14 protein-coding genes and 1 pseudogene are annotated in these 11845 nt (G+C 68.1%); 11 read left to right on the forward strand and 4 right to left on the reverse strand.

The genetic code is table 11. The features are described from left to right. Positions 1-20: 20 nt before the first annotated feature. The gene (locus CWS39_RS29710; RefSeq protein ID WP_233213615.1) at positions 21-917 is read right to left on the reverse strand and encodes a hypothetical protein; all 897 of its coding nucleotides are present in this window, start codon (positions 915-917) and stop codon (positions 21-23) included. Between the two features lie 214 nt (positions 918-1131). Between CWS39_RS29710 and CWS39_RS21340 the strand changes: the two genes are divergently transcribed. From CWS39_RS21340 to rraA, 8 genes are all read left to right on the forward strand, one after another. Further along, positions 1132-1788 carry a DUF6474 family protein gene (locus tag CWS39_RS21340; protein ID WP_102144912.1) on the forward strand — a complete coding sequence of 219 codons (657 nt, stop codon included), beginning with the start codon at positions 1132-1134 and terminating at the stop codon, positions 1786-1788. An 8-nt stretch (positions 1789-1796) separates the two neighbouring features. Then, complete coding sequence (locus CWS39_RS21345; protein ID WP_102144913.1) at positions 1797-2324, forward strand: hypothetical protein; 528 nt, start codon at positions 1797-1799, stop codon at positions 2322-2324. Positions 2325-2355: 31 nt separating this feature from the next. Beyond that, on the forward strand, positions 2356-3003 hold the full coding sequence (locus tag CWS39_RS21350; RefSeq protein WP_102144914.1) for a YcnI family copper-binding membrane protein: 648 nt from the start codon (positions 2356-2358) through the stop codon (positions 3001-3003). After that, complete coding sequence (locus tag CWS39_RS21355; protein WP_102144915.1) at positions 3000-3506, forward strand: copper resistance CopC family protein; 507 nt, start codon at positions 3000-3002, stop codon at positions 3504-3506. The genes CWS39_RS21350 and CWS39_RS21355 overlap by 4 nt, the downstream gene beginning before the upstream one ends. Beyond that, on the forward strand, positions 3503-4423 hold the full coding sequence (locus tag CWS39_RS21360) for a CopD family protein (RefSeq protein ID WP_102144948.1): 921 nt from the start codon (positions 3503-3505) through the stop codon (positions 4421-4423). The genes CWS39_RS21355 and CWS39_RS21360 overlap by 4 nt, the downstream gene beginning before the upstream one ends. Positions 4424-4492: 69 nt before the next feature. Then, on the forward strand, positions 4493-4951 hold the full coding sequence (locus CWS39_RS21365) for a hypothetical protein (RefSeq protein ID WP_102144916.1): 459 nt from the start codon (positions 4493-4495) through the stop codon (positions 4949-4951). A 46-nt stretch (positions 4952-4997) separates the two neighbouring features. Then, positions 4998-5753: a MerR family transcriptional regulator gene (locus tag CWS39_RS21370; RefSeq protein ID WP_102144917.1), complete on the forward strand. Its 756-nt coding sequence runs from the start codon at positions 4998-5000 to the stop codon at positions 5751-5753. Then, positions 5750-6229, forward strand: coding sequence for a ribonuclease E activity regulator RraA (gene rraA / locus CWS39_RS21375; RefSeq protein WP_102144918.1), 480 nt, complete (start codon positions 5750-5752; stop codon positions 6227-6229). The genes CWS39_RS21370 and rraA overlap by 4 nt, the downstream gene beginning before the upstream one ends. 135 nt (positions 6230-6364) lie before the next feature. On the opposite strand, the pseudogene CWS39_RS30360 reads toward rraA, so the two are convergent. Together CWS39_RS30360 and CWS39_RS21385 are read right to left on the reverse strand one after the other, a co-directional pair. Continuing rightward, a pseudogene (locus CWS39_RS30360) lies at positions 6365-6484 on the reverse strand (DUF222 domain-containing protein); the annotation flags it as partial. A 206-nt stretch (positions 6485-6690) separates the two neighbouring features. After that, positions 6691-8166, reverse strand: a complete 1476-nt coding sequence (locus CWS39_RS21385; protein WP_102144919.1) for a flavin-containing monooxygenase — start codon at positions 8164-8166, stop codon at positions 6691-6693. Between the two features lie 77 nt (positions 8167-8243). On the opposite strand from CWS39_RS21385, the gene CWS39_RS21390 reads away from it, so the two are divergent. The 3 genes from CWS39_RS21390 (at position 8244) to CWS39_RS21400 (ending at position 11410) form a co-directional block, all read left to right on the forward strand. After that, entirely contained in the window at positions 8244-8882 is a 639-nt protein-coding gene (locus CWS39_RS21390) for a TetR/AcrR family transcriptional regulator (protein ID WP_102144920.1), read from the forward strand. 24 nt (positions 8883-8906) lie between these two features. Further along, positions 8907-10112, forward strand: a complete 1206-nt coding sequence (dinB, locus tag CWS39_RS21395; protein WP_102144921.1) for a DNA polymerase IV — start codon at positions 8907-8909, stop codon at positions 10110-10112. A 68-nt stretch (positions 10113-10180) separates the two neighbouring features. Further along, positions 10181-11410 (forward strand): acyl-CoA dehydrogenase family protein, encoded by a 1230-nt coding sequence (locus tag CWS39_RS21400; RefSeq protein ID WP_102144949.1) that lies wholly within the window; start codon positions 10181-10183, stop codon positions 11408-11410. Here CWS39_RS21400 and CWS39_RS21405 read toward each other — a convergent pair. Continuing rightward, on the reverse strand, positions 11403-11828 hold the full coding sequence (locus CWS39_RS21405; RefSeq protein WP_102144922.1) for a MarR family winged helix-turn-helix transcriptional regulator: 426 nt from the start codon (positions 11826-11828) through the stop codon (positions 11403-11405). The genes CWS39_RS21400 and CWS39_RS21405 overlap by 8 nt on opposite strands. Positions 11829-11845: the final 17 nt, after the last annotated feature.

Here is an 11845-nt window from a genome sequence, read left to right on the forward strand (position 1 = left end):
CCCTCTCTACGTCTTCATGTCTAGCTCATGAACCGTGCGCTGCCGGGGCGGATGGTGTGGCCGGCCTTCGCCTGCCGGTACCCGACGAATCCGCCCGCGCCGGTGAGGATCAGAATGCCCGCAACACCGGGCAGCGCGACGGCCATCAACTGCGATATCTGGGCGGTCCGCAGGTAATCGGGGTACCCGATACGGAACGACTCGGAAAGAGCGGCAATGTCTCCGTCGTTGGCGGGCAACGGGTTTGGACGTTGCGGCGGCTCGACGTCGATCGGCCTCGGCGCGGCCGGTTGGCTGGGGCCGGCGGGCGGGGCAGGCTCACCGGCGCCGCCGGTCCCGAGTGACGGCGCGATGATGACCGGCAACGTGACGATCGGCGCCAGCGGAACGATTGGGACCGCCACGGCCGCGGGCGGCAGGGCGGCGACGGCGTCGGGGATCACCGGCTCCGGCACCTCGACGGGGGCGCTGGGTTCCTCGGCCCGCAGGCTGGCCGGCAACTGCATCTCGGGCACCGGATCGGGGCCGCTCGGTCGGTCGGCGAGGCTGCCGCCGCCGCTGCCACCGCCGCCGCCCGCCGACTCCTCGGGTTCGGGGGGCGGACTCTCGGGCGGGCACGGCTCCTCGCTGGGTTTGGTGGGTTTGGTGGGCCTGGTGTTGGTGGGCGACTCGTCCGGCTTCTCGCCGGTTCGCTGCCAGCCGTCGCGCCCGCGCGGGCTGAACGCACCGCGTTCTCGTTCGCCGCCGCGCCGACCGTCCGAGTCGCGGTCGGAGGCGCTGTGCCCGCGATCGGAATCGCCGCGACCATCGCGTCCATGTCCTGGATCGGCAAACGCCATCGCGCCGCCGAGACCGGCGATAAACAGGCCAGAGGCCACCATGCAGCCCGAAATGGCGACGCGCACGCGCGAACTCACTTCGGCACCACCCTCGTTATGGCTGGCTCTAATCGGCAATATTGACGATCGAACGATTGTCGCATAATCCCACTTGGTGGTTTGCTACTGGACCAAATCGCCCCAGCCGCCCAGGGCGCGACTCCGCCGCAACATCGCCGAACGCTAATGTTGTGCTGCACCAATCGCAGCCACGATCGCCAACCGTCGACGAGATGACCTGGAGGCAGCCGGGATGGGCCTGTTCAAGCGACGCAAAAGCCGCGCTACCCGCCGGGCCGAGGCCCGGGCCATCAAGGCCAAAGCCAAGCTGGAAGCCAAGCTCGCCGCAAAGAACGAGGCCCGTCGCATCAAGGCCGATCGCAAGGCCGAAAGCAACGCCCTCAAGGCTCAACTACGGGCGCAGCGCGATAGCGACCGGGCCGCCCTGAAGGTTGCTGAGGCACAACTCAAAGCCGCCCGCGAGGGCAAGCTTTTTTCACCCACTCGAATTCGCCGGATGCTCACCGTCACGCGATTGTTGGCACCGGTTGTCGTGCCGCTTGTTTATCGGGCCGCCGTCGCCGTGCGCGGAATCATCGACGAGCGTCGCGCTGAGAAGCTCGGCGTACCGCTCAGCCAGATCGGTCAGTTCTCCGGGCATGGCGCCCAACTGTCGGCCCGCATCGCCGGCGCGGAGCAATCGCTGCGTCTCGTCGTCGAAAAGAAGCCCAAGGATGCCGAGACCAAGCAGTTCGCCACGGCCATCACCGAACGACTCACCGACCTCTCGGCGGCGGTGACGGCGGCCGAGAACATGCCCGCCTCACGCCGGCGCGCCGCGCACGCCGCGATCGCCAAACAACTCGACGGCATCGACGCCGATCTGATGGCCCGCCTCGGCGTGGCCTGACCCGCCCCATGACCGCCGCCCGGACCGATCCCGCAGCGCTGCTGCGCGGCACGGCCACGGGATGTCTGACCGCGGCGTTGGCGATCGCCGCCCACGGGCTCGCCAGTGGTGCGGCGCCGACGGGCGCGGTCGCGGCGCAGCTCGGGCTGCTCGCCGCCACGATCGGTGCGCTGGCGTCGACGATCCGGCGCGCGGCGGACCCGCGGGTGCTGATCGGACTGCTCAGTGCCGGACAACTGCTCGGACACCTACTGCTCGACGCCGTCGGGCACGCCCACACATCGAGCGCCCCGCCGCCCCTCATGCTGGCGGCGCACGTGACCGCGGTGGTGCTCGGCGCGCTGATGATCGCCGCGTGCGAGCGGCTCTGCTCGGCGATGTCGCAAACGGTGCGTGCCGTCGTATCCGCCGAATGCCCTGCGGCGCCTGCCGTGAAGACCGTCACGGTATGCGCGAACGATCAGCCGTTGCACTCCGCGTTGATGCTGAGTGCCTCTATATCGCATCGGGGTCCGCCGGTGGGCTGCGCTCTCTGACCCGCATCCCATCGACTTCGAAAGAGACCCAATGCAATTCACTACTCTGGCGTCCTCGCGCGCCCTGACCGCGGTTGCCGCGGTGTCCATCGGCCTGCTTGCGGCTGCCCCGACAGCGTCGGCCCACGTCCGGGTCGAGGCCGACAACCCAGCGCCCGGAAGCACCTCGGTGCTCACCTTCCGTGTGCCGGGCGAATCCGAAACAGGCGCGCTGACAACGCAATTGAGCGTCGCCCTGCCCGACGTGGCATCGGCCCGCACGGAGGTGATGCCCGGCTGGACGGCGCGGCTCGACCGGGACACCGCTTCGGGTACCGTCCGATCGGTGACATGGACGGCCGCACCCGGCACGGGCATCTCCTCCGACCAGTTCGCGTTGTTCCGCATCTCGGTCAAGCTGCCCGACACCGAGACGGTCAGCTTCCCCGCCACCCAGACCTACTCCGACGGCAAGGTCGTGCGCTGGGATCAAGCGCTGGAGCCCGGTGGCGCCGAGCCCGAATATCCGGCGCCGATGCTGACCATGTCGGGCGTCGCAACCGACGAACACGGCGGGCACGGACCCGCGGCCACCAACTCCGCCGCCGTCGACAATTCGGCGCGGTGGCTGGGCGGTGGCGCGCTCGTGGTCGCAGCGTTCGCGGTGGTGGCGGCACTGCTGGAGCGGCGGCGGTCATGAGTCGTCTTGTCGCCGCACTCGTCGGCGTCGCATTGACGGTGGCGGCGCTCGCCGGCGCGGGCGTCGCCGCGGCGCACGCCACCCGCATCGCCACCGATCCGGTCGAGAACGCGGTGCTCACCGAATCCCCGCAGCGGGTGAGCGCCACGTTCAACGAGCAGCTGCAAAGCGCGTTCGCCGCGATGACGGTGGTCGGACCGGACGGCAACGTGTGGTCCGAGGGCGACCCGCAGGTTCAGGGTGCGGTGATCAGCGTAGGGGTGCGACCGCTGGGCCCCGCCGGGACTTACACGGTGAACTACCGGTTGACGTCGGCCGACGGCCATGTGGTGTCGGGGTCCTGGTCGTTCTCGCTCAGCGTGGCAGGCACCGGGACACCGGGCCCGGCGGCCACCGCACCCGTCACCGATGACGACGATGGCATGCCGGTGTGGCCGTTCGTCGCGGTGGCCGCGGTGATCGTCGGCGCCGGCGCGTGGTGGGCGGTGCGACGGCAAAGATGACCGGGCGTGCGGTGACCGGCGGCGTGCTCGTCGTCGTGGCGTCGTCGGTCGCCGCATGGGCGCTCGCGGTCCCGCAGAACACTTTGGCGGGGACACTGGTGCGGGCTCTGGCCGACTGCGCGGCGGTGGTGACGCTCGGCTTGACCGTCGTGCCGATGCTCGATGTCGACCGCTACCGCGCCGAGCTGACCCGTCACGCGACCACGCCGCTGGCGATGAGCAGCGCGGCGTGGCTCGTCGCCGAGGCGGTCCGCATGGTGGTGGCCGCAGCCGACGCTGCGGCCGTGCCGGTGACACGCCTCGGCGTGCAGTCGGCACTCGATTTCGCGACGCACACGACCGTCGGCCGGGCGGGATTGGTCAGCGTCGGTGCTGCGCTCGTGGTGCTCGTCGCCGCCGTGGCAACTCCCCGCACCGGCGCCATCGGCGTCGCCACGGCCGGTGTCGCGGCGGCGGGGCTGACGGCGCGCACGTTGGCCGGGCATCTGTCCGAGAGTCCGTTGGGCGGCGCCGCCGTCGCGGTGCATGCATTGGCGGCGGCGCTGTGGTGCGGGGCGCTGGCGGCGCTGGTGTTGACCGTGTCGCATCGCGGTCAGTGGGCACGGGTGTTGCCGCGGTTCTCCCAGCTGGCGCTGTGGTGTGTGGGGGTGCTGCTGGTGGGCGGGCTGGTCGGCGCGGTGGCGACGCTGTCCTCGCCGACGGCGTTGTACGCGACCGGATACGGCCGGGTGCTGTCGGCCAAGATCGTAGTGACAGCGGGTTTGGTCGTGCTGGCATGGCGCAACCGAGCGAGCTGGCTGCCCGCGGCCCGCGCGCACCGCGCGACTGCGGTCCTCTCGCGATCGCGCTCGCTGTTCGAGCTGGCATTCATGGCCGTGGCGTTGTCACTGGCGGCGGGGCTGGCGGTGACGGGTTGACCGAACGGCCCGCCTGGCATGATGGGGAGTACTGCCGGGTAGCACGAGAAACTGCAAAGGAGCAGCCACATGGCAGACCAGCAGGATCGACCCGACGAGAAGCCCGACGCCCCGGCCGGCGCCGCTGAGCCGTCGGGTGCAAGCACAGATCCCGCTCCGCCCGAGGCTCCCGTGAAGAAGACTCCGGCGAAGAAGGCTGCGAAGAAGGCACCCGCCAAGAAGGCGCCGGCGAAGGCCGCGAAGAAAGCGCCGGCGAAAAAGGCACCGGCCAAGAAGTCAGCCGCGAAGAAGGCCCCGCCCAAGAAGGCGGCGGCACTGGCCGATACCAACGGTGATCTGGCGTCGGCGGCGAAAGAGACGGCGGCGCATGCGAAATCGACCGTCACGGCGGCCGCCAACCCGGTCAATGGGCCGGCGGTGGTGCCCGCGGTCGGCCCGGAGCAGTCCCGGCTGCCGCTGGCGGCGGCCATCGCCGCGGGTGTGTTGGCGATCTTGATCGTCGTGCTCGCGCGTCGCCACACCGACTGAAATTGCGCTTGACCCTCACGCGACGTCAGGGTCGATAGTTGGGTCCGTGAACGCCAAGACCGTCGGTGCGGTAGCCGCCCTCACGGGTGTCTCCGTACGCACGCTGCACCACTACGACCACATCGGTCTGGTGGTGCCGAGCGTGCGCACTCCGACGGGCTACCGCGGCTACACCGACGCCGACATCGAGCGGTTGCACCTGGTTCTGGTGTACCGGTCTGTCGGGCTACGGCTCGACGAGATCCGCACGCTGCTCGACGACCCCGACGTCGACGTGCTCGCGCATCTGCAGCGGCAGCATCAGCTGCTGTCCGAGCAGGCCGAGCAACTGCAGTACACCATCAAGGCAGTGGAGGGACTCATGAACGCACACCAGAAGGGAATCCAGCTCACCGCCGAGGAGCAGGTCGAGATCTTCGGTACGACCGCCTTTTCCGAGGAGTATGCGGCCGAGGCCGAGGAGCGCTGGGGCGGCACCGACGCGTGGAAGCAATCACAGCAACGGGTTTCGCGGTTCACCAAGGACGACTGGATCGCGATCCAGGCGGAGACGGTGGCGCTGCTCGACGCGCTGGCGCAAGCCAAACGTGACGGCGTGGCACCGGGCTGCGCCGAGGCCAACGAACTCGTAGAGCGGCACCGCGCGTCGATCCAGCGGTACTACGACTGCGATGACGAGATGCACCGGTGCCTCGCGGAGATGTACCTCGCCGATGAGCGGTTCACCCGCTACTACGACGACGCCGAGCCCGGGCTGGCCCAGTACGTGCACGACATCATCGTCGCTAACATCGAGCGGTGATCATCGAGGCACGTCCCACCGCTGATCTGGTCGACGAGATCGGCCCCGACGTCCGCAGCTGCGACCTGCAATTCGGCCAATACGGCGGCAGGTCGCAGTTCGCGGGGCCCATCACCACCGTCCGCTGCTTCCAGGACAACGCGCTGCTCAAATCGGTGCTGTCCGAACCCGGCAACGGCGGGGTGTTGGTGATCGACGGCGACGGGTCGCTGCACACCGCGCTTGTCGGCGACGTCATCGCCGGCCTGGGCGTCGAGAACGGCTGGGCCGGGCTGATCATCAACGGCGCGGTGCGCGACGCGGCCACGCTGCGCACCCTCGACATCGGCATCAAGGCGCTGGGCACCAACCCACGCAAGAGCACCAAAAGCGGTGCGGGACAGCGGGATGTCCCCGTCGAGTTCGGCGGCGTGACCTTTTCGCCCGGTGACGTCGCCTATAGCGACGATGACGGCATCGTCGTGGTCAGCCCCTAACCGTGTTCGGGTGGGTCGGGGTCGCCGCGGAGGCGACGGTCTTGGGGTAGGTGCCGTTGCGCGAATTCGGAAACAGCCCCGCGGCCGGATCGCCGCGCTCATAGCCGAGGTGATCGGTCAGATGGCGGCCCGAGCTCGCACCGCCGCGCTGGCCGCCTCCACATAGCAGCGGGTTTCCGGGTCGATCCAGCCCTGCAGCCGCGACATGCCGTCACGCTGCTGGGGTCCCAGGTGCAGTCCGCGCCGGCGCGCCCGCAGCCGCGCGGCGGTCTTGAAGCGCCGCTTGATCTCGTCGGGCGGGATCCGCAGCCGCGCCCGCAGCCGATCCTTGATCTCCACGGTGCCACCGAACCTGTGGATCAAACCGCCGCTGGGGACAACTGCCGCCACCACACCCGCACATGTCAGTGGGCCGTGGTATGCGAAAGCCCCCGCACATGGCGGGGGCTTAAGCGCACCGGCTAGGCCGAAGCTTCTACCGCTGCATGGTGTTTCGTGAACGACAGGGACTCGTCGTCAACCTTCCCGTTGCGGATCAGCCGCAGGTCGAGCAGGTAGTTCTGCTTCAACCGCCACGGTGCCCGCGAGCCTTGCTTCGGCAAGCGGTCCAGCGCCCGCAGGACGTAGCCCGGGGTGAAGTCCATCAGTGGCCGCTCATCGACAGCATCGCCGGGATGCTCCGGCACCACGGTGTCAAAGCCGTTGTCGTCCATGTAATTAAGTACACGGCAGACGAACTCCGATACCAGGTCGGCCTTGAGCGTCCACGACGCGTTGGTGTAGCCGATGGTGAACGCCATATTGGGCATACCGCTGAGCATCATGCCCTTGTAGGCCATGGTTTCGTTGAGCTCGATCGGCACGCCGTTGCGGAGGATCTGCGCGCCACCGAATAGCTGCAAGTTCAAACCCGTTGCGGTGACGATGATGTCGGCTTCGAGCTCTTCACCGGAGGTCAGCCGGATGCCCTTGGCGGTGAACCGGTCGATGGTATCGGTGACGACGTCGGCCTTGCCGGCCTTGATCGTCTTGAACAGGTCGCCGTTGGGCGCCAAGCACAACCGCTCGTCCCACGGGTTGTAGCGCGGGCCGAAGTGCTTCTCGACGTCATAGCCCTCGGGCAGCCGCCGCTGCGCCATCGTCATCAGCGTCTTGCGCATGAACTTGGGGAAGCGCCGCGCCAGCTGATACTGCGCCGACTGGAACAGGATGCTCTTCCACCGGTTGACGACGTAGGCCGGCTTCTCCGGCAGGGTCTTGTTCATCCGCACCGTGAACGGATCCACATCGGGCAGCGAGCCGATGTAGGTCGGAGAGCGCTGCAGCATCGTGACGTGTCCGGCGCCCGAATTGGCAAGCGCGGGAATAAGAGTCACCGCTGTCGCGCCACTGCCGATAACCACGATCTTCTTGCCGGTGTAGTCGAGGTCTTCGGGCCAGTGCTGCGGATGGATGATGGTGCCCTCGAAATCCTCGGCGCCTTCGAACTTCGGCGAGTAGCCCTCGTCGTAGTTGTAGTAGCCGCTGCAGGCGAACAGGAACGAGCAGGTGATCTCGGACTCTTCGCCGTCCTGCTCGATGCGCACGGTCCATTTGTTGTCGGCGTCGGACCACTCCGCAGCGAGTACCCGGTGGCGGTACCGGATGTGCTTGTCGATGCCGTACTCGGCCACCGTGTCCTTCAGGTAAGCCATGATCGACGGCCCATCGGCGATGGCCTTCTCCGACGTCCACGGCTTGAACCGGAACCCCAGGGTGAACATGTCCGAGTCCGAGCGGATGCCCGGGTACTTGAAGAGGTCCCAGGTGCCGCCGAGATTGTCGCGGCGTTCGAGGATTGCGTAGCTCTTGGACGGGCAGCGGTCCTGCAGGTGCCACGCGGCGCTGATGCCGGAGATGCCGGCGCCGACGATCACAACATCGAGGTGTTCGGTCATGGGACCGACGGTATCAACGCTGTGTTGAATAAGTCAACAGTGTGTTGAGAAAGTCGACACGGTGTTAAGCTGCCCTCATGACGACCGTCAGCCACGCGCCCAGAGGCCGTCGTTCGGCCCGCCCGTCGGGCGATGACCGTGAGCTGGCAATCCTCACCACCGCCGAGCGCCTCCTCGAGGAACGGCCCTTCGCCGAGATATCCGTCGACGACCTGGCCAAGGGCGCCGGGCTGTCCCGGCCGACGTTCTACTTCTATTTCCCGTCCAAGGACGCGGTGCTGTTGACGCTGTTTGAGCGGGTGATGATCGAGGCCGACTCCACGCTCGACGGCCAGGCCGCCGAGGAGTTCTCGACAGATCCCGCGCGGTCCTGGCGCGACGGCATCTATGCGTTCATGGAATTGTTCCGAGGCCACCGCGCCGTGGCACTGGCCGGCTTGTCGGGTCGGGCCACCAATCCCGAGCTGCGGGAATTGTGGTCGACGTTCATGCAGAAGTGGGTGAACCACGTCGCGACGGTCATCGAATTCGAACGCGCCCGTGGCGTCGCACCCGTCACGATCCCCGCCAAAGACCTGTCGGCGGCGCTGAACCTCATGAACGAGCGGGCGATGATCGCGTCGTTCTCCGGCGAGCAACCGGCGATGTCCGAGACGACGGTCCTCGACACCCTGGTGCACGTCTGGGTCACCAGCATCTACGGCCAAACGCCGTAACTCGTCGGGCCCCGATGCGAACATATGTTCGTGTCGCGCGACGCCACGATCCTGCACGCCGACCTCGACTCGTTCTACGCATCGGTCGAGCAGCGTGACGACCCCGCGCTGCGTGGCCGGCCGGTAATCGTCGGCGGCGGAGTGGTGCTGGCCGCGAGCTACGAGGCCAAGGCCTACGGCGTGCGCACCGCGATGGGTGGACGGCAGGCCCGCGCGTTGTGCCCGCACGCGATCGTGGTGCCACCGCGGATGTCGGCCTATGCGCAAGCCAGCGATGCGGTGTTCGAGGTCTTCCACGACACCACGCCGCTGGTCGAACCGCTCAGTGTGGACGAGGCGTTTCTCGACGTGTCCGGATTGCGCCGCGTCTCGGGCACACCGGTGGAGATCGCTGCGCGGCTGCGGGCGCAGGTGCGCGATCGCGTCGGGCTGCCCATCACAGTCGGCATCGCGCGGACCAAGTTCTTGGCGAAGGTCGCCAGCCAGGAGGCCAAACCCGATGGGCTGCTGTTGGTGCCGCCCGATCGCGAGCTCGCGTTCCTGCACCCGCTGCCGGTGCGCCGCCTGTGGGGCGTCGGGGTCAAGACCGCGGAGAAGCTGCACGCGCACGGGATCGAGACTGTCGCCGACGTCGCCGAGTTGTCGGAGTCGACGCTGGCCGCGATGGTCGGCGGTGCGATGGGATACCGGCTGTTTGCGTTGTCCCGCAACATCGATCGCCGCCGGGTGGTGACGGGCGTGCGACGTCGCTCCGTCGGCGCGCAGCGGGCGCTGGGCCGACGCGGGAACACCATGTCGGCGGCCGAGGTCGACGCTGTCGTCGTCAACCTCATCGACCGGATCACCCGGCGGATGCGCAAGGCCGGGCGTACTGGGCGGACGGTGGTGCTGCGGTTGCGCTTCGACGACTTCAGCCGGGCCACCCGATCACACACCATGCCGCGGGCGACGGCGCAGACCGACGTCATCCTCGACACCGCCAGGGCGCTGGTCAGAGCCGCCGCACCGCTGATCGCCGAGCGCGGTCTGACGCTGGTCGGCTTCGCGGTGTCCAACATCGACCGCGGCGGTGCGCAGCAGTTGGAGCTGCCGTTCGACGTGGGTACGGACCTGTTGGCCATCGACTCTGCCGTCGACCAGATCCGCAATCGCTTCGGCACCGCCGTGCTCACCCGCGGTGTGCTGCTCGGCCGCGATCCCGGACTGGAAATGCCGCATCTACCGGACTAGTTGGTTGATCACTCGCAAATATCGGGGGTAATCCACCCGCTAAGCCTGATGCGGGCAGGATGGCGCGCATGGCCATCGATTTCACCCTGACTCCCGAACTCGAAGCGATCCGGACGAAGGTGCGCGACTTCGTCGAGTCCGTCGTGAAACCGGGTGAGGCCAAGATCGGCGACCCCGACCATCTCGATCGCGGCGAGTACATCTCGATTCTGCTCGGGATGCGTCAGGAGGCCCGCGACGCCGGACTGTGGCTACCGCATATGCCCAAGGAGTGGGGCGGCATGGGGCTCGGCCACGTCGAACTCGCGATGGTCCAAGCCGAAGCGGCCAAGACGTACTACGGCCCGTTCGTGCTGAACTGCCAGGCGCCCGACGAGGGCAACATGCACACGTTACTGCATTGGGCCACCGACGAGCAGAAGGAGAAGTACCTGCGGCCGCTCTGCGAAGGCATGGCGATGAGCTGCTTCGCCATGACCGAGCCCGAGGTCGCCGGGTCCGACCCAACTCTCATCCGCACCCGCGCGGTCCAGGACGGCGACGAGTGGATCATCAACGGCCACAAGTGGTTCATCTCCAACGCGCACCGGGCCCGCTTCGCGATCCTCATCGCCCGCACCGAGAACCAGCCCGAAATACCGCAGGCCGCCAACACCGCGTTCATCGTCGACATCCCGTCGAAAGGCTGGACCGAGGTGCGCCAGATCGAGACCATGCACGGCGGCACCGGTCATTCCGAGATCGTGATCGAGGACCTACGGGTGCCGGCCGCCAATATGCTCGGCGGCCGCGGTCAGGGCCACCTGCTCGGCCAGTACCGGCTCGGGCCGGCCCGGCTGGCGCATTGCATGCGGTGGCTGGCGCAGGCGGAGACCGCGCTCGACATGATGGTCGACAGGTCGCTGCACCGGTACGCGCACGGCTCGATGCTCGCCGACAAGCAGGGAATCCAGTGGATGATCGCCGACTCGACGATGGAGCTCTACCAGGCCAAGCTCATGGTGCTGCACGCCGCCTACCGCATCGACCAAGGCCTGGACTTCAAGTCCGAGGTGTCAATGGCCAAGCACTTCGTCGCCAACATGCTGAACCGGGTGATCGATCGGTCGATCCAGGTGCACGGCGCCCTCGGCTATTCGACCGACACGCCGCTGGCGCACATGTATCAGCACGCCCGCTGGGCTCGGCTGGCCGACGGTGCCGACGAGGTGCACCAGATGCGCATCGCCCAACGGGCCATCGCCGCCTACGAGGAGCACGGCTCCACCCGCACCGCCACCGGCGATCTTCCTATTTGACCTCGCCGAGCTGACTCAGGACGCGCAGGAACACGCGCCGGTCGTCGGGGTCCAGCGCGCCCAGCCACCGCTCTTCCCCGCGCTGAATCTCGGCCTGCGCAGCGTTTTTCACGGCGCGGCCGGATTCCGTGATGGCCAGCAGCCGGGCACGACGATCGTCCGGGTCGGGTTGACGCTCGATGTAGCCCTGCTCCTGCAATTCGTCGAGCGTGGCGATGATCCGGGTCTTGTCGGCACCGATCGCCTCCGCGAGCGCCGCCTGGGTGCGGATGGGCGACCGATCGAGGGCGACGAGCACGCTGTATCCCCACATCGACAGGCCGTGTTTCGCCAGCACGGGCTGCTCGGCGGCGATGAGGGCGCGCATCAGCGGTGCCAACATCTCCGCGAGATCGGCCCGCTTCCGGTGGGAGGTCATGCGCTGATCGTAGTGAT

The sequence above is a fragment of the Mycobacterium hubeiense genome, assembly GCF_002838065.1.
In the GTDB taxonomy this organism is placed as follows: Bacteria; Actinomycetota; Actinomycetes; order Mycobacteriales; family Mycobacteriaceae; genus Mycobacterium; species Mycobacterium hubeiense.